General features: G+C 62.6%; 17 protein-coding genes. 5 read left to right on the top strand and 12 right to left on the bottom strand.

Annotated features, from left to right (window positions below; genetic code table 11):
- Positions 1–356: 356 nt before the first annotated feature.
- Together ACPXCG_RS21540 and ACPXCG_RS21535 are read right to left on the bottom strand one after the other, a co-directional pair.
- Positions 357–821 carry an IS3 family transposase gene (locus tag ACPXCG_RS21540; RefSeq protein WP_425794292.1) on the bottom strand — a complete coding sequence of 155 codons (465 nt, stop codon included), beginning with the start codon at positions 819–821 and terminating at the stop codon, positions 357–359.
- A gap of 29 nt (positions 822–850) precedes the next feature.
- Entirely contained in the window at positions 851–1,132 is a 282-nt protein-coding gene (locus tag ACPXCG_RS21535) for a transposase (protein ID WP_425794260.1), read from the bottom strand.
- A gap of 481 nt (positions 1,133–1,613) precedes the next feature.
- Here ACPXCG_RS21535 and ACPXCG_RS21530 point away from each other — a divergent pair, with 481 nt between their 5' ends.
- Positions 1,614–2,042 (top strand): hypothetical protein, encoded by a 429-nt coding sequence (locus tag ACPXCG_RS21530; RefSeq protein ID WP_425794258.1) that lies wholly within the window; start codon positions 1,614–1,616, stop codon positions 2,040–2,042.
- 29 nt (positions 2,043–2,071) lie between these two features.
- A complete protein-coding gene (locus ACPXCG_RS21525) occupies positions 2,072–2,599 on the top strand; it encodes a hypothetical protein (RefSeq protein WP_425794256.1) in 528 nt (175 codons plus the stop codon).
- Between the two features lie 389 nt (positions 2,600–2,988).
- Here the strand turns inward: ACPXCG_RS21525 and ACPXCG_RS21520 are convergent, their stop codons facing one another.
- The 5 genes from ACPXCG_RS21520 to ACPXCG_RS21500 all read right to left on the bottom strand — a co-directional run bounded on the left by ACPXCG_RS21520 (position 2,989) and on the right by ACPXCG_RS21500 (position 7,542).
- Positions 2,989–3,288 carry a hypothetical protein gene (locus tag ACPXCG_RS21520; protein ID WP_425794255.1) on the bottom strand — a complete coding sequence of 100 codons (300 nt, stop codon included), beginning with the start codon at positions 3,286–3,288 and terminating at the stop codon, positions 2,989–2,991.
- A 575-nt stretch (positions 3,289–3,863) separates the two neighbouring features.
- Positions 3,864–4,436, bottom strand: a complete 573-nt coding sequence (locus ACPXCG_RS21515) for a PIN domain-containing protein (protein WP_425794253.1) — start codon at positions 4,434–4,436, stop codon at positions 3,864–3,866.
- A 3-nt stretch (positions 4,437–4,439) separates the two neighbouring features.
- Entirely contained in the window at positions 4,440–4,895 is a 456-nt protein-coding gene (locus ACPXCG_RS21510) for a helix-turn-helix domain-containing protein (protein WP_425794251.1), read from the bottom strand.
- Positions 4,896–5,166: 271 nt separating this feature from the next.
- Entirely contained in the window at positions 5,167–5,847 is a 681-nt protein-coding gene (locus ACPXCG_RS21505; RefSeq protein WP_425794249.1) for a hypothetical protein, read from the bottom strand.
- A 117-nt stretch (positions 5,848–5,964) separates the two neighbouring features.
- Positions 5,965–7,542 (bottom strand): hypothetical protein, encoded by a 1,578-nt coding sequence (locus ACPXCG_RS21500; RefSeq protein WP_425794246.1) that lies wholly within the window; start codon positions 7,540–7,542, stop codon positions 5,965–5,967.
- 572 nt (positions 7,543–8,114) lie between these two features.
- Between ACPXCG_RS21500 and ACPXCG_RS21495 the strand changes: the two genes are divergently transcribed.
- Together ACPXCG_RS21495 and ACPXCG_RS21490 are read left to right on the top strand one after the other, a co-directional pair.
- Positions 8,115–9,938 (top strand): exonuclease domain-containing protein, encoded by a 1,824-nt coding sequence (locus ACPXCG_RS21495; RefSeq protein WP_425794244.1) that lies wholly within the window; start codon positions 8,115–8,117, stop codon positions 9,936–9,938.
- A gap of 58 nt (positions 9,939–9,996) precedes the next feature.
- Positions 9,997–10,536 carry a hypothetical protein gene (locus ACPXCG_RS21490; RefSeq protein WP_425794242.1) on the top strand — a complete coding sequence of 180 codons (540 nt, stop codon included), beginning with the start codon at positions 9,997–9,999 and terminating at the stop codon, positions 10,534–10,536.
- Positions 10,537–10,830: 294 nt separating this feature from the next.
- Here ACPXCG_RS21490 and ACPXCG_RS21485 read toward each other — a convergent pair whose 3' ends face one another.
- The 5 genes from ACPXCG_RS21485 to ACPXCG_RS21465 all read right to left on the bottom strand — a co-directional run bounded on the left by ACPXCG_RS21485 (position 10,831) and on the right by ACPXCG_RS21465 (position 14,484).
- Positions 10,831–11,013 (bottom strand): YegP family protein, encoded by a 183-nt coding sequence (locus tag ACPXCG_RS21485; RefSeq protein WP_425794240.1) that lies wholly within the window; start codon positions 11,011–11,013, stop codon positions 10,831–10,833.
- Positions 11,014–12,226: 1,213 nt separating this feature from the next.
- A complete protein-coding gene (locus ACPXCG_RS21480) occupies positions 12,227–12,964 on the bottom strand; it encodes an RES domain-containing protein (RefSeq protein WP_425794238.1) in 738 nt (245 codons plus the stop codon).
- Positions 12,961–13,347 carry a hypothetical protein gene (locus ACPXCG_RS21475; protein WP_425794290.1) on the bottom strand — a complete coding sequence of 129 codons (387 nt, stop codon included), beginning with the start codon at positions 13,345–13,347 and terminating at the stop codon, positions 12,961–12,963. The genes ACPXCG_RS21480 and ACPXCG_RS21475 overlap by 4 nt, the downstream gene beginning before the upstream one ends.
- 36 nt (positions 13,348–13,383) lie before the next feature.
- Positions 13,384–13,749 carry a DUF6262 family protein gene (locus tag ACPXCG_RS21470; RefSeq protein ID WP_425794236.1) on the bottom strand — a complete coding sequence of 122 codons (366 nt, stop codon included), beginning with the start codon at positions 13,747–13,749 and terminating at the stop codon, positions 13,384–13,386.
- Between the two features lie 69 nt (positions 13,750–13,818).
- Positions 13,819–14,484 carry a hypothetical protein gene (locus ACPXCG_RS21465; protein WP_425794234.1) on the bottom strand — a complete coding sequence of 222 codons (666 nt, stop codon included), beginning with the start codon at positions 14,482–14,484 and terminating at the stop codon, positions 13,819–13,821.
- A 486-nt stretch (positions 14,485–14,970) separates the two neighbouring features.
- Between ACPXCG_RS21465 and ACPXCG_RS21460 the strand changes: the two genes are divergently transcribed.
- Positions 14,971–16,407, top strand: coding sequence for an LGFP repeat-containing protein (locus tag ACPXCG_RS21460; RefSeq protein ID WP_425794232.1), 1,437 nt, complete (start codon positions 14,971–14,973; stop codon positions 16,405–16,407).
- Positions 16,408–17,181 lie beyond the last annotated feature (774 nt).

The raw sequence follows: 17,181 nt of genomic DNA, 5'->3' as shown, positions 1-17,181 counted from the left end.
GGATGCGAGATCGACTGATCAACTGCACGTAGGAACTGGCTCTAGAACGGCCTGGACCGACTATCGGGGACCTGCCACGCTCTTCACGCCAAAAGTCCTCGGCAACACTGCGGTATGGGAAGTGCCGCACAGTAGCGCTCACGTCCCTATCGGATCACTGAACGAAGATGAGGTCAGCGTCGATTAGACATCGTGGATCGACGACCGCGCCTACCCCGAAGGTTTGATCTACCGGTCCCTGTGTTCCTCGATCTGGTCGAACAGCATGTCCGGGTACACCCACAACCGGATGCGGAGCAGTTCGCGTTGTCGCGGGGTCACTTTCATCCGAAACGCGGATACCTCACTTATCGTGGTCAGCTCTCTTCGGTGATGGAACGTTCCACGATATTGAGCACTGACAAGCGGGTGTGTTCGTCGATCATCGACGCGATCTTGATGGCCTTGCCGTCGACGGTAGAGTCGAACTGGAAGTCGATGGCCCACACAATGTTCGGGGCGTCGGCCTCCACCTGGGGAAAGGAACTGATGCCGGCACGCTTACGTGGGTGGTAGATCCGAACCTGCAGACCTTCCTCCTTCCACAGGCGGTGGATCTTCTTCTTGTTCACCACGACGCCCTGATCGAGCCTCAGATGCGCCCAGGCGCGACGGAAACCGTGCACGGGGTGTTCGCGGGCGTACGCCCGCAGAATCGCCCTGAGCGCGGCATCGGGATCGGCCGGGGTCTGGGCGATGGGAGTGCGGGCGTAGGTGGATCGGGGCAGCCCAACTGCTCGACACGCCAGCCGTTTCGACAGCTTCATCGTGTTGACGAGCATGTCCACGGCGCGACGTTTGGCAGCTGGGTCTAAAATTCTTCCTTGGCGACCTCGCGCAGCGCGTCCTTCTCCAACTCCGCGTCTGCGAGGAGTCGTTTGAGCTTGCCGTTCTGCTCGCGCAGCTCCTTGAGCTCTTTCGCGCCGTCGGTATCCATGCCGCCGTACTGGCGGCGCCAGTTGTACAAGGTCGCCTCCGATACCTCGAGCTCGCCGGCGACTTCCTCCTGCGTCTTGCCCGCCGCAGTGAGCTCGTCAGCGCGCCGCAGCTTGCGAACGATGTCCTCCGCGGAGTTCCGCTTCCGTCCAGCCATGATCCTCATAATCCTATCCGCCCAGGTCGCGGGCAACAGGACTCTAAACCAAAACGGCCCCGATCACTGGGGACATGCCAATTTCGTCACTGTGACTAAATTATGTAATGGTGTGCGGCACAGGGGATTAACCGGAAACGACACGTGGTGAAGTAGGACGAGTAGGCCCCTGGGGCCGGTGTGCTCAAAGGAGTCGACCACGATTCACGCCGACCACGGCCAGCAGGGTGCGCGAGAATCTCTCATCTGTTTATATAAACCGACGCTGATCTGCAGCTCGAGTCACGTCGCCGTGACGGGCGAGCAAGCATCCATGCTTCGTGGCCTGCAGTTTCGGTTGAGATACACACCGGGACGAGTCTCTCATCTGTTTCGACTCGTCTCACCTAAGTGCCGATAAGATACATTATGTAAAGTAGTGCTTTACATGCACTGTAACGTACAGATTGACACGTCCCCCGGTGACAGTCAACATGAGACAGTGACACCCAACATGGGACCTTCCCTCGCCGGAATCGTTGACGACTACAAGCAGCGCCGCAGCCTGTCGGATACAGTCCTCGCCAAGCGTCTGGGTATGAGCCGGATGAACCTGAATCTGTGGCGCCGCGAAGGACTTCGCGCCCTGCCGGCACGCGAGCGTCTGGAAACGGTCGCACAGGTGACCGACACCCCGTACCGGATGGTCCTCGATACGGCACTGGCCGAGTGCGGCTACCTCGCCGATCCCCCGCCGGGGGACACCGTGTCACTGGACGGCGTGGTGGCGGTATCGCGGATCGTGGCTGGTGTGGTGGGCCGCGGGCTGAGTCCTAGCGAGTCGTCCCGGCTGCGTGCTGCGTGGGCGTCGGCCGCACCGCGCACACTGGACTCGGTTGCCGCGGCGGCTCTTGACCCCGAGGAGGGCTGACCACTGTGGGTGAGGTATCCGCGTTTCGGATGAAAGTGACTCCGCGACAACGCGAACTGCTCCGCGTTCGGTTGTGGGTGTACGCGGACATGCTGTTCGACGAGATCGAGGAACACGGCGACAAACCGGTCGACCCACAGGGGTGGTGGCTGGTCGCCCCGCAGCTGCCGCGCTGCACCTGGCACCTCGACGCGACATGGCGACGCCATATGGCGCGAGCGTTCGACGACCTCGCCGGCGACATGGATGCCGGCGCACTTCCCTACCCACGCTCGATCGCCGAACAACTCGCCCTGCGCGTGGCTATTAACGGCGCGCAGACAGCGATGATCGACCACGACTACGACGAGATCGTCGAGGCACTCCCCCAGCACCCCAGCGACCGAGACTGGGCCAGAATGATCGACGAGCTGATGTCCGACCGCGACATCGAAGCCTTCTACGCCACCAATCCGGCCGAGGTCGACGCATTCCTCGCCATCATGCCGATCGACGGCTGGTTTCACACCTTCCCCGATCACCCCGCCCGCAAACACAACCGCGGTTTCCGCCGCTAGCCCGGTAGCACTGACACTGCAGAGGTTCTGGCAATCAGAATTGTTGCAGCAGTTGGGATGACATGATCGAGCAGAAGGTCCAGAATGGTCCAGATGACGTTGGTGCAGTGTTCCGATCTCTCGCCCGCTGGCTGGCTTGTTGACCAAGGCCAAGGTGATGACTGGGCTCACCTAGCCGCGCGTGGGCCGAAAGGGTTCCCGGCATACGCGCGACTGAGATTTCTCCCAGACCCGACCTACAACGGTCAGAGCACGAACGAAGTTGACTTCAACGAGGGGTTCGATGAACCTCCCCCGATCGAAGCTGAACTGATCGGAGTCGTCCTTGCGATTCTCGCCCCCACACCGTCGCGGCCGACGACTGTTATTTCTGTGTATGGGATGGCTGGTCAACGATCAAGCCAGAGCCGGGTACGCCGAAGATCGAAATTCCCAACCGCGACTACTACTTGTTCCACGGAACGACCGACGACATCGACTACTGGCAGAAATGCAATGCACGGATGGGCCTTCGCAACGCCGGAAGATTCGGAAAGATGCCCGACCCGGCGTTCGTGTGGCCCGCTGACCGCGCATGGTGCATCGCAAACGATGTTGATCCCCACTACGCAACCATCGGCGCAAGCAAAGAAGCGATAGCACAGCTCCTCGCCGATCCAAGGATTGACACCGTTGTTGATGACCCCCACGTTGCACCTCCCTACTGGACCTGAGTGCCTTGAACAGGCGGGGGCTGGGCGGAGGCGCCACCAGGCCAAACGATGCGATGTAGCGGAGCGGGTGGTCTATGTCGCCACCGCACTCCGCTACAAGGCCTAACCTCGGTCAGGTCTAATCGAATCCGGCGTCACACATAAGGTGTCCGTCTTCCTCCGAGAGACCACGCCCCGCAGTGTCGGGGCGCCCCTCGATATCTACGTCCACGGCTCCCCGCCAGGGGTGTAGTTCTGGGTGGTTCCGCCGTCAGTGCATGGAGTCTGGACTGCGGACCAGTTGGAGCTATCTCCGCCTGGATGCCGACCGGTCTCTGAGTGGGGTGCGCCAATGTCGTGCCAACTGTAGTCGGCAAGATCGACCACAGGAGGCGGAAAGATTCTCGGCTGCGAGCGAGAACAGGACGTCTCGTTGCAGGCTCGGCCACAGCACGCAAGTGTCGAGCATGGCTACGAACATGAGCCGATTGAGTCAGCCGACCTTGCTCACCGTCTTGCGACGTGCTGCGAGGGCTTCGTGGGCGGGCGCGCAGCTGGTCTCGGGTCGTCTCCTATCCACGGGGCTGGAGTAACTCGTGCACGGCGACAGCGAACTTCGGGGTCAGAGGACGGAGCGCTTCGGCGAGCTGACCGGGAGTTCGGGGCGGGTGTTGATTGCGCTCGGTGACCGCGGCCATCGCGGCCACGACCCCAGCGGCATCGAGGTCGAGCTGGTCAAGGAGAAAGTCGTCGGGATGTACGGCGGTGACGTTGTGCGGGTCGCAGGCGCGGACGGGGAAGTCTTTGAGGTTGGCGGTGACGATCAGCGCCGCACCAGCGGCCACGGCAGCGGCTAGGACATGTCGGTCCTTGGGGTGGTTCGTCATTGCGTCGACGAGGTTGAGGTAGCCGCCGCTGTGGTCGGTGGCATGCGGGAATGCCCGGCGCATCTGGGTGATGCGGTGATCGGCCTGATCGGCGCTCACTCCGAGCGTGCCTGTCAGGTTGCGGTGCACTTCGTCGAGCAGGTGTGGCGTCCATACCGGCGTGAATAGGTCGAGCTCGGCAAGAGTGAGGAGCAGATTGTTGAGGTTCTGCGGCAGCATCACGCAGGCGTCGAGCACGACGCGGAAAGTAGCGGTCACGGACTAGCGTGTGGTGATGAAGCCGCCGGTGTCAGAAGAGCCGGGGTCGGAGGCGGCGAGTTCAGTCAGGGCATCAGCCCGCTGGGTGCGCATGCGTTGTTGGTAGGCCAGGACGTCGGCGAGATGCACGCGGCGATGCCGGCCGGGAGTGGTGTACGGGATCTCGTTGTCGGTGAGCAGCCGCACGAGGGTTGGCCGGGTGATACCGAGGATGTCTGCCGCTTCCTGCGTGGTCAAAAGGGTGCGGTGCGGCTCGACGGTCACTGCGGTGCCCTGAGTGAGGTTGGTCAACACGGTCTGCAGGATCTGCCGCAACTCGTCGGGCAGCTCGACGGAACTCTCGCCGGCGCGCACAACCACGGTGCGATCGGCAGTGAGCACGGCCAGCAGCGCGTCGAGCTGCTGCGCGTCGCCGCCGTCGGTGTCAGGGAGCACGGTGTGCTCCAGCAGAGTGGTCATACTCCAAGTGTAATTCGAAAAAAACGAAAATGCACCTCGCCATCATGATGTGCCTGCGTCATCGAAGATCCGCGCGCGCTCCACGCCCAGGTCGGTGAAAAGCCCAGATCAGATGTCACCTGTCCATGCAGCTGTCCCATCCGCCCGCCCCGATGACCGATGGGTTGCGGGTCTGAGCGACATGAACACCTTCCTCAGTCAAGAACCGGACTTCGTCGAGAGCAACAGGTGTTCGAGAAACTCGTGGTCCGTCCAGTCCGTCACAACTGCGCTACCGTTCTATGTCCGGTCCGGTCCAGCTGTGGCGGTGGGCGTGGTCGAGGATTGTCCGTTCGATGCGGGGTCGTTCGGCTGGCGTGGAAATCCACTCCCGGCTCAGGCGACCGATGTCCCTCATGATGGCGACGTGGGGGCCACCGGGTAGCGGCCCTGTCTGTACGGCCAGATATTTGCCCCACAGGTGACCTCCGACAGCGGGATGAGCGAACCCATCGCTGATCCGTGCAGCCATCATGTGACTGAATGTGCGTCTGCCGGCCGCCCCGACTCCGTCGCCGTAGTCGCCGCCCACCCTGAGGAGGAGTCGTTCGCCGACCTGCTGATTGCGCCTGGTCAACGTTCGCGACCCGTCAGCCAATGGCTCATCGGAGCCATAATTGCCGTTGTAGTCGGCGATTTGTGAGATGACGAGCCTATACAGCGCTGGCGGGATGAATTGAGGAGTGAGTTGCGAACTGTGGCGGGTCAGATTTCTGTACTGGGTGACCCCGCGTTCGAAATGGTCCCAGTCGCCTTCGTCGAAGGCGAAGCGGGTCGCCCGGAATAGCAGTTCATCGAAGGTATCCCGAGCCAGAGGGGCCGAACGTTGAAGTTGATCGGCATCCACGACACTCAGACCACCCTCGCGCACAAGGCTTTCGAGAATACGACGTTCGATCTCTGGAAGTTGCATTTGGATACAAATCCTAGTTGAGGAGGGAACGGTGGGGCGGGCCACGGCTGGTGACCAGCCCCACCGGGGCGACGCGGTTAGCGCCGCTATGAATCTACCGGGCTAGGCTCGGCCTTCTCAGTTCATGTAGCCCCTTACACATCCTCCCCAGTCGTTGCCATCTCCGTTGCCGGCCCACGCAGTGATGAGAGTGTTGGTGTGGCGATAATCGTCGTTATAGGTCGGATCGTAGAGAATGACGTTCCTCATGTTGAGGTTCTTGGAGTTGTACCAGTTGATTCCGTCGTACTTCTTAGTCGTGATCTCCGACTTTGGCTTCTGCATGCCCATCGAGTAGGTGAGTCCGATGCACTGCAGACCTCTCTCCCGGTCTTCTTCGATGTCGTGATCTTGGTCGATGTGCCTGTATTGGCCGCAGGTGACCGGTAGCGGGTTGGGGAACTTGGAGCTACCGACAATACCGAAGACAATCTCCGTCGGGGTGGCGACTCCAGAGATGCACCGAGTGAGCTTTGTCTGGATCTCAGCGTAGTTGAAGTTGATCCCGCAGCTGCCGTCGGTGTCGATCACAGGATCACAGGGTTCCCCGGATGCGTCACGCCGGAAGTAATTGGCTGGGGCGTAAGCCACTTCAATTCCGCTGGCGGCAGACCAGTAGACCGTGCCGCCTTGGAATTTGGAATAGAATTTGTCGCCGATTTGCAGTTCATCGGTGATCGGAAATCCGAGTTGACTCGCTTCTGCGCCGAGACCTCTCCAGTAGTCACGGATATTTCCTTGGATGACATGCGTACCCACGCCCGGCTGGAAACTGAAGTACATCGAACCGCCCTGGAACTCCTGGCGGCGGCTGGTGCCGTCGGACAGGATGATCTCGTCGGTGGTGGGGTATTTCAGATATCCACTCTCGTAGCCTTTCTCGCCGAATTTGGTGAGGAAGTCGTGTGCGACGGGTCGGGCACCGACTGAGGGATGCCAGTAGATGTTGCCGCCCAGGAACTCTGAGCGCTTGCCCACCCGGTCGGGATTGGTGAGCTCGTTCGTCTTCGGGTATGTCAGGAAGCTGTTCGGTCCGCCGAGCTGGTTGTACTTGTCGCGGATGACGCCACACACCTCATAGGGTGCCGGCCAGTACACCTGGCATCCGGCTGTCACGGCGGCGGCGCGGCTGGTCGAGGCCGTCGCGAGCTGGGCTTCCATCACCTCGGCCTTGTCCGCATCGGCTTTCGTGAACGGTTTCGGTACCGTCTCGCAGTCCGACCGCATCTTCCCTGGGGCGATCGTCGACTTCGGCGCAGCGGTCGCTGACCACTTCTTATTCGTCCGGTCCCCCGACCGGCCCCGCGAGCATTCGGCCGACGCCGATTTTTCTGCGGGGGCTGCCGTAGATGGTGTTGTAGTCGATGGGGCTGGGGCCGACGGTATTTCGGCGGGAGCAGCACTCTCCTCGGCCGGCGGTGACGGAGCCTCGGAGGAGGGCACGTCAGGTACCGGTGTGCTGCTGGTGTCACCGGCCGACGCCGGCGGCACGGAGGTCTCCGTTGTGGGAGTCGTCGGGGCTGCCGGTGTGGTGGTTGTGGTCACCGACATATCCGGGCCAGCCGGGTCGGGAGCGGCGAAAGCCGCTGGGCTACCGATCATTTGAAGTCCGGCGAGCAGGGTTGCCGCCAGAGCGATGCGTACATGGGTTTTCATGTGTCCTCAGCTTCACGTCATCAGGAGATTGGAGGCCCGGTACTGGTGACGTGCATTGCTGAACGGCGGGAAAACGGGCCTTCCCAGAATGCGCCCCCAGTGAACTGTCCGGGGAACGCAACGATGTATCGCACACCTGAACAATCGCGTTACACCGAGCTGCGCGAGTTCTTCGCCACGAGGCCGAACGGTCGGCCGTGGCGAATCTGACCTGCATGAAGGCGTGCTGGTCCCGGTGTTCGACGACGGTGCCCACCACGCAAGGCCCAGGCGCATCATGCACTCGCCTTCCCCAGAAGAATCCACAAAAGTCCTCGACCGTGACAGGACCCAAGAGCTGACAGTGGCGCCACGTCTTGGTCTTCTCAAGGTGTGTCCGTCCGAGTGTTCGGGTCGCTGTTCGAAGTCGGCCGTGTCGAAAATGACGCGCTATGTCGACCATGAGCCCTCGCCAGCACCGATGAGTGCAGAACGCTTATGCCTGCGCATGAGGTACCGGGTCCCGGGTGAAACGGGCACATGACGTCGGAGTCGATGTGTACCGTTTTGTCGCAGAATCGAAGTGGAGGACCATGGTGACGAGTGCAGCTCCTGGTTGGTATGCCGATCCGTGGCGCCATGCGCCGCTGCGGTGGTTTGACGGATCTCATTGGACCGGTGCTACCAGTAGTGCCGCTGGTTGGTATGCCGATCCCTGGCATGAGGCGACGTGGCGGTGGTTCGACGGATCGGTGTGGACATCGGTGACCCACCCGTCGGTCCCCGCACACGCCGCCGTGCCCACCTCCGCCCCTACTGACATCGAGCACATCACCGTCGACAGCGGTGCCGATGCCGGTGAGTTGGTCAGGGCTGATTACGAGCCGACCGATGACACCCCGGCGGGGGTGCCGTCCACCGGAAGTCCCATAACGTCAGCGCGACCGCAAGGGAGCGTACCGACACCGCTGCGGACGCTGGTTGGTGATGGTGCGCGGGTGGCGGTGATCGATGTGGAGACCACCGGCCTGGGACATGCCGATCGGGTGGTGGAGATCGCGATCGTCACCCTCGATGAGACCGGAGCGGTACGCGACGAGTTCGAGACCCTGATCAATCCCCACCGCGATGTCGGCCCGACCTGGATACACGGGTTGAGCGCGGCCATGCTGGCCGATGCACCCTCGTTCTCTGACGTGGCGACTGCGATTGCGACCCGCCTCGATGGGGTCGTCGTGGTGGCACACAACATCTCCTTCGATACCCGCATGATCGGCCAGGAACTGCGGCGAGCAGGGATCGAGATCGACTGGGGCACCGGTCTGGACACGCTGGCAGTCACCGGCTGCAAACTTGGCGCCGCGTGTGCCGAGCACAACATCGCCCTCGACGACGCGCACCGGGCCATCGCCGACGCCCGTGCGACTGCCCGGTTGCTCGTCACCGTGGCCGACCGTTTCCCGGCGGCCGCGGTACCCGCAACGACCGGCATCCGCACCGCCACGCCGACCCGCCTCCTGGTCCGCAACGCCGCCACCACCATCGTGGAGCCGTCCCCGTATCTGGTGGAATTGGCCCGCACTATCCACGCGACCACCGATGTCGCCGGCTATGTGGTCCTTCTCGACCAGGCCCTCGCCGATCTGCAACTCACTGCCCAGGAGCGCACCGAACTGCACCAACTGGCACACGATCTCGGGCTCAATGGCCCCGACGTCTCGCGAGCCCACCGCGAGTTCCTCACCGCGCTGACCGACGCTGCTCTTGACGACGGCGTCGTCACTGACGACGAGCTCGACAAACTGGTGCGGGTGGCGGCCCTGCTGGATCTCGAGCCGCAGCTCGTCACTGCCCGCACCAACTCCTACCGCTTCTCCGATGACACGCTCGTCCTCGCCGCGGGCCTGTCGGTGTGCTTCACCGGTGACGCCGATACTGTCGACCGGCCTCTCACCCGCGACCACCTGCACGCCGTCGCCACCGACGTCGGGCTCACCCCAGTGGACTCGGTGACCGCGAAGGGCTGTGACCTGCTGGTTGCCGCCGATACCGCGACCCTGTCCCGCAAAGCCAAGGCTGCCCACAAGTTCGGTATCCCCATCGCCACGCTCGACGATTTCCTCACCGCCGCTTCGACCGGCGAGCCGCTGACTGTGTCGGTGCTGCGCCACCACGGAGTTGCCTGCGTCTGCGAGCGCTGCGGTGATTCCTGGACCGCGAGCCGCCGCAACCGGCTGTGCAAATCCTGTCGCCGCACCTCGCCCGCCAACGACCGTCCAACACCACCATCACCCACACAGAACGCCGGGGTCGAGATCCTGACCTGCACCGCATGTTCGGGCACCTGGGAACGGCCACGCATGCGTGGCCGCCGCCCATATCGGTGTCCGGAGTGCGTCGCGGCAGCCTCAGTATGACCGGGCACAGCGGAGCACCCGCGCGGACCCACCATGCTGTGCACGAGAGGACCATTCGATGACCGCATCCGGTATCGCCACGATCAATACCCGCGGATCGCATACCGCGATCTGGTACACCGACTGCACCGTCGACCTCACCCTGGCCCGATTGTGCGGCGCCTGGGTCGACCTCAACGAGGACGACGTCACACATGTTCTGAGTCAGCGGATTGTGCTGCCCTTCCCCAACACTCCGGTTCCCGATCTCGCCGTCCCCTGTCTGACGCTGGACGCACATGCGACGCACGAGGCGATCACCAGAGAGATCGAGCGACTCGATCACCTCCACCACAGCAGCCGCACCGCCGCCGGCGCAGCCCGAGCTGCGATCAGCTGGCCGACCTTGCCAGCCGAGCTGGACTTCGAGCACCTCCCGGCGCGGCTGCCCGGTGTCAATGACGATCCGCTCATTGCCGACACCATTGCCGTGGCCCGCTGGCTCGAAGCACTCGCTGACGCCTGGACAGCCATCGAAACGCGGCGGACCTCCCGCGACCATCTCTGCGAAGATCACCCCCACCCGCGGCCCTTCCCAGCCATCACCAGCGCCGACTGAAACTGAGCCCTCGGGCCAAAGGCTTTCTCATGGCAATCCCACCGACTGGCACCGAGATCGCAGCCGAGGCGAAACAACCGGCCATCGATCGTGGCCATCGTGCGGCGCACTAGAGACAAGTATTCCCCGAAGGGCGCCCGCCGATAATCACCGCGTCTGTCGGGCCCAGACACCCCGCGAGGTCCGATGAATATGCGCTGGTCGGCTCGCTCCCGACCCGCGCGACGCTGCGCCTGGATCATCCCGTCGGCGTTTCCCGTGCCGTGTTTCCGGCCCGGCTGTGTCCCGCTGAGTTCAGTCGTCGTCTTCGACGACGGTGGCGTCGGCGGCGGCGTGCTGCACCGCGGTGGTGCCCTGAACCGCTGCGGATTTCGACGAATAGGCCTGACTGGTGGCGACCACCTCGCCGTTGGCGGCGACCAGGTTGAAGTAGTAGTGCCCGCCGGTGTTCTTCTTGACGTGGAATGTGCCCGCCATGCTGCTGCCTTCCCAGACGATGTGTCACCCACCACCAAAGATGATGGTCTCGTCAGTGTGACCGACCGGCGAGCATCGCGCCGCCAGATCCCCGGATCAGTCAGCACGCCGGGGCTGGCACGTGTGCTCGGCTGGGTTGACGTAAGCGACGACGCCATCACCGGTGGGATCGGTGTCCGTCGAGGACCAACATCACCGGAGCGTGTGCCCGCTTGGTAGCGATATCGTTGAGCCCGAACACTGTTCGGCGAACTCGATGTTCAGTGATCGAGAGAACAGCGGTGCGAGCGTCGGTTGCGATCCCTCGAGGTCTTGCCGCACGGCAGCGGGCAGGTCGTGACCCTCGGTGACGCGTTCACGAAATTCGGTCTCGGTGACCGGTGGAATCTGGAGTCGTCGGTGGCTGGCGGTGCCACGGTCGCGGCGTCGGATTGACGGGTCGTTCAAGTCGTCGAGCTCCGACTGCGGCAGCCCCGCATCCGCCAGACCGGATACCGACCCCGAGACCATGATCCAGCGGGGGGGCAGGCACCGACGACGCAGCCTGGGGCGGCGTCTGCGCGCGCCCACACCGCGGCCAAGGCCGTCACCAGGAGAAGCGCAGACAGGATCATCCAACGTCGGTTGCCACCCCACTCTCACGCAGTCAACAGTCACCGGTCACCTGTCGCCTTCTCCCCACCGATTGCCCCAAGATCCGGCACACGCAACTCGTACTTCTGGATACCGCATTCCCAGAGTGGCAGACACGCTGCCCAACTGTCTGCAAACGGCCCGATTGATCTAGCCACGTCGAACAGCACACGCTCCGGGCTTCACGGCAGGCTCGTCAGTGCATTCCGGGTCCGGGTCGGGACCGATCTAGCCGCAACGTCCGGGTGTTATCGAGCGAAAAGTGGGGCACGGGAGAGCAACTGCCCGATCGTTGTCGCGGACGTGCGCATATGGGCGAGCTGTCGCGCGGAAGTCGAGCAATGTCTCACATCACTCGCTTTGGCGAGACAGGCTGTGCAGCAAAGCTTATGATCAGAGTGTTCGCTTCCCCGGCGAACTCAAGGGCGCCCGGCCTCCCCCCGTGCCGGGCGCCCTATTCTGCACAAACCCTGACATCGCGCACACGGCTTACCTTCTCGCCGCGTCGGGGCACAGATCGGTTGGGCGCAGCGTCGGCCGAGATGTTCAGTGATCACCTCACGTTGCTGTGCGCTGAGGGTCAGTCGGCCCAGTGCAGGTCGAGCAGGACCATGGCGTCGACGAGTTCGGGGTCGGTGGGATCGACGCAGTCGTGGGTGGGGGCGGGGGTGATGGCTGGGGTGATGTCGGGGTCTTCGGGGCGTTCATAGATTGCCCAGAGTCGTCGGTTGTCGGCGTGACGTGAGCTGAACTCAACACCGGTGACCGGTTCGGCCGACCGCGTGGTCAACGGATACAGCGATGCCGAGATGCGCTGGGTGAGCGCACGCGGGCGAGCATCGCGAATCGCGGCGGCGTCGAGGTCGTCGAGTCCCATCTGTATCGCCAGGGGCCGAAACCCGCGACGCAGGGTGGCCAGGGTGTGCATGTCGCCGATGAGGACGAACTCGCCGTACAAGGCACCCGAGGCGACGATGCGCCGATCACACCACGCCCGCGGTATCACGCCGGGTGGCTGCGTCGGATACAGGAGGGCGTCCTCATCCTCGTCATCGATGGCCGCGAGGTCAGCGGTCAGGGTGGGGTCGGGACGCATGCAGGCCAGGACCTCGAGGTAGCAGGCCAGGCGGGTGTCACCGACGTAGAGGGTGCGCCACACACCGGCAGGGTCGTCCCACCGGCCACCGAACCGCCCGTTGGTGGCGTATTGCCAGGGAGTCCATCGCCACGCGTCTGGGCGGTAGCCGACCCGGTGAACAACGGTCGACGAATGAGAAGCCAGTGTGATCGGGCCGGCGGGAGTGGGCGCCTGACTCATCCGACCGCAGAGAACTGACGGGCAGCACCCAACACTGCCGGGCCGGCCACATCGAGGTCGCCCTCCCGCAGCAGACGAGCCGGTGAGACATCCTCGAGCCCCGGGTTGAGGCCCTGAAACCAGGCCTGCGCCACCGCCGGACTGTCACGTTCGGTGATCAACCGGGCCGCACGATAGGCAATACGCAACCGCTCACGGTCGGCCGAACCCGCGATCGAGCGAGCACCATCGGCCCACTGCCGCACCGCACGAGTCTCCTTCACCCCGGCAAGGTAAGCCACCAACCTCGCCCCCAACACCCCACGCAACGCCGTGACCAGCTGCGCATCAGACATGCGGGTGACGTCATTGAACGCCGCCAGGTCAGGGTGTGCATCAGTCAACGACATCAACAATCACCTCCTCAATCACATCCTAGATCACAACCCGTTTCGCTGCAGCATGCGGAGTTGGCGATGAGCGTGAGCGAGTTGTTCGCGAAGCTTCTGGTTCTCGATGAGCAATGCCTTCATGCGCTGATGTGCGGGATCATGCCGCGGCCGCTCGTCGGCTGTCGGGAGAGCGGGTCGCATGTAGCTGTTGGAGGCCTTTATGCGGGCAAGGATGTCGGGCTGAGTGTAGATCCACGAGCGGGCCACGCCGGCGGCGCGGGCAAGCCCGGAGACGGTCACCGGTAGCTGACGCTGGTCGCGCAGCTCGTCGAGCGTGTCGAGTGCTTTGCGGCGGGTGTTGCTGTGTCGCTTCTGCACTGCGGCGTTCAGATGGGCGCTGTTGTCAGCATGCATTTGCACTCGCTCATCGATTGGGACATTCGGCAGGATGGCGGACGCGCATATCGTGAGAGCGCCAACGCACTAGGGCGTCGATGCTGGGGCGTCGATGCCCGTGGCGGTACGAAGTTGCTCGGCGTCGTAGCCGTTGGCGGCGTTCATGTCACAGGTCACCGACCCATAACCTTCGGGCAGACCGTGCCCGTAGCCCTCACCGTTAGTGAATTGATGAGCGATCATCTGCGCTTCCAGGTCCTCGGTGCCAGGAGGAAACGACGGGTAGGACCCGTAGGACGGGATAACGAATCCGATCGGTGGCCGGACCGGCCAGATGTTGACATCGTTAGGGTTGACGTAGCCGATCACTCGCCGCGGCCGGCCATCGATTTGTGGGCCGCGCCAATCTCCTATCCCCCACACGAGACGGTTGATCTCATCGCTGTTGTCACCCCAGATCGTTCCTCCCCAGGATTCGACGTCGACCATCGACACCACATCAGGCCGGTTCTCGCCCTGCATCGCGATGTGAGTGTCGAGTACGTCGCTCCAGTTGGGGCGGTACACGCAGTAGACAATCAGTCCACGCAACCGCCTTGAGTCAAGCCACGAACGCGCTATATCCCAATTGGCGTAAAAGTTGACATCGCGGTATGTGCCGTCATTCGAACGGATCGACAACCATTCATAAGGGTATGAATCATCGATAACAGGCTGCCACTCCGAAATGTCGGCGAATAGAGTATCGGTCACTTGGGAACTCCTTTTTTGTGAATTATTTCGGACTGCCGAATTGGCTCGGAACGACAGCGATGCACCAACGTAGCCAGCGCTCCCTTGCTGCTTGCTCAGCGAGCCGGCCCGGCCTCGGCACTCGATACGTACGTCCGCGTGGCTAAGTGAAAACCATTGATGCTCTGCATGACCCTGTGTACCCGAACCCTCTGACACGCGGGTTCGTGCAGCTGAGTCTCCACGCCGCCGCCCGGTTCCAAACGTGCAACACGAGCCCGTCCCGCCGGGTCTCGTTTAGGAGAGCTCCGCGTCGGGTTGCCCGAAATGTCAGACGCTTTCGCTCTTCGTAATAGACATGTGTCCTCGACAGATAAATGCAGATAGAAGCCAGTTGAAAACCGTGCACCCATTCTTTTGTCAGCGATCGGTATCAGTCTGACAGTGGCTCATCACATTGAGTCTTACATCGCCGCCGCGCGGCGGCCGAGAGAATGGGAATCGATCATGAACGACCAGAACAAACCAGAGGGCACCGGGACCATGACTGCTCAGGCCGTGGCAGCAAGCGGGTGCCAGATATATCCGCCCACCACCTTCCAGGTGTGCGGTGCGATTCGCGACAAGTACAATCAGATGGGCGGACCGACGAGCTTCTTGCTGTACCCGAAGTCAAACGAGTTGACGAACCCCGGCAACACCGGCAAACGCTCAGAGTTCATCGGTGGCAACATTTACTGGTCGACGGCCACCGGCGCCCATCCCGTCGCCCACGAGTTCCTGTTCAAGTGGGGCGATCACGGTTACGAGACCGGGTTCCTGAAGTACCCGAAGACCGACGAGATCGTCCTGTCCGACGGCGTCAGCCGCCGCCAAGAGTTCCAGGGCGGCCACATCTACTGGTCGGTCGCCACCGGAGCACACTCGATCCAGGGGTTGATCTACGACAAGTGGCAGGCCATGAATGCGGAGATCGGAGTTCTCGGATTCCCGACTACTGACGAGGTTGTGGCCCCTGACGGCAAAGGGCGCTTTAACACGTTCCAGGGAGGCGCTATTTACTGGAGCCCGACAACCGGAGCGCACCCGGTGTACGGCCCCCTTTATCTTTTCTGGGGCTATCTCGGATACGAGGCGGGCACGTTCGGCTACCCAACCGGTGACCCGGTCTACACGGGAGACAACATCTCTCAAGAGTTCGAGCACGGCACCCTGCGGCTGTGGGACGGCAATCTGGAGGGATACCAACCTGTTGACTCCGACGTGATCACTGATGCCGAAACCGATGCACACCCGCCCTACACTGCATTTCCGAACCTCGACGGGTATGCGTCCGTCCCCGATCCCGACGGCACGAAGCGGGAGCAGAACGAAGACGCAGCCGAGGTGGTCGCGACCTACTTCCACAATCAAGACAGGCCCACTGCCCTGGACCTCTGGACGCGCTTGTACGGGCACACCGGTAATACGTACGCACTGCCGGTGAGCACGCTCGACCTCTGGATGGAAGATGAAACCAACGACTACGAAGAACCTGATCGACTAGCGCCAGCAGTCATCAGGGCCGCCAACAGGGACCAAGCAGTCGCACAAGCCATCGAGCGGGCAGATCAGAGAAAGGGACCGTATAAGTCCATCATTACGTCACCTTCTTGGCAGCCGACTGCGGGCGTCATCCCCGATCACGTCCAGTCTCTTGGCCGGTACCAGATGGCAGCGACGACCGTGGTTGTCGCCCGGCCTGGTCTTGCAGGCCAGCATCCGGTCAAACTCGTGCAGCAGGCACACATTCAGGATTCCTACGACTTCGCCCGCGGAAGCTCGGACACGGCCCCCGGCCAGTATGGTGCCGAGGTCGCAGTTGAAGGCTTCGAGCTTGGAATCGCGAAGTGGTTCCCGGTGAGGGGATCGGGATCAAAGACTGCATGGTCAGGTCTGCGCTAGCTCGCTGATCAGCCACACGGGAGCACCCGGAGGTACTGACTTCCAGGGTGCGCCCGTGTGTTCATGTGCCCTCTGCAATCACATACAACTGCGCTGCCGGGCCGTTGTCGACCACGGCAATCGCCTCCGCGCCCATGGAAACTCTTTCGCCCGCAGGCATGTTGTCATTACGCGCCACCGATACACTTCGGACTCCAGCACACCTCAGTCCGATCTTCCGTAGCGACGGGCTAGCAAGCAGGGGACTCACGCAGTCGATTTTGTGCGTTCTCCCCAGCCCGCTCTTCTCGGGTAGCTCCGCGACGACTGTCGCCGCGGGACTGTGCGTGTCGAAACGCATGTAGTACGACGTACTCCCCACAAACCCCGGCGGGTATCCGACGCCCGCAGCGAAACTAAGCCCCTCCGGGACACCGACCCGCAGCTCGGACAAGGCTGCTCGGGCCTGGTTTTCATCGAGGTCGTGCGGGCCAACGTCGGATGTGTCGAGTGCTCCACACCCAGATAGCGCCAACACAGACCCAAAGAAAAGAACGAGAAGTCGACGTGCCTGCATTCCATCCAAGGTAACGGTCCGAACCGAATCTACCGATATGAAGTGGTCATCAACCAGTCCACCCTCGGCGATCTTGCTCTATCGAGTAAAAACTACGCGTCGTAGTAGACGGCCATCCCCCCGCTGCCAGTTATCCACCACGTCGTACATGGTGCAGAGAAGACAGTTGGCGCCAGGCCAGTTGCCGGCCGTGCATGTGTCGTTCGATCCGGGCGACG

It is taken from the genome of Gordonia sp. DT218 (assembly GCF_049847105.1).
Taxonomy (GTDB): domain Bacteria; phylum Actinomycetota; class Actinomycetes; order Mycobacteriales; family Mycobacteriaceae; genus Gordonia.
This window is presented reverse-complemented; position numbering and strand designations above follow the sequence as displayed.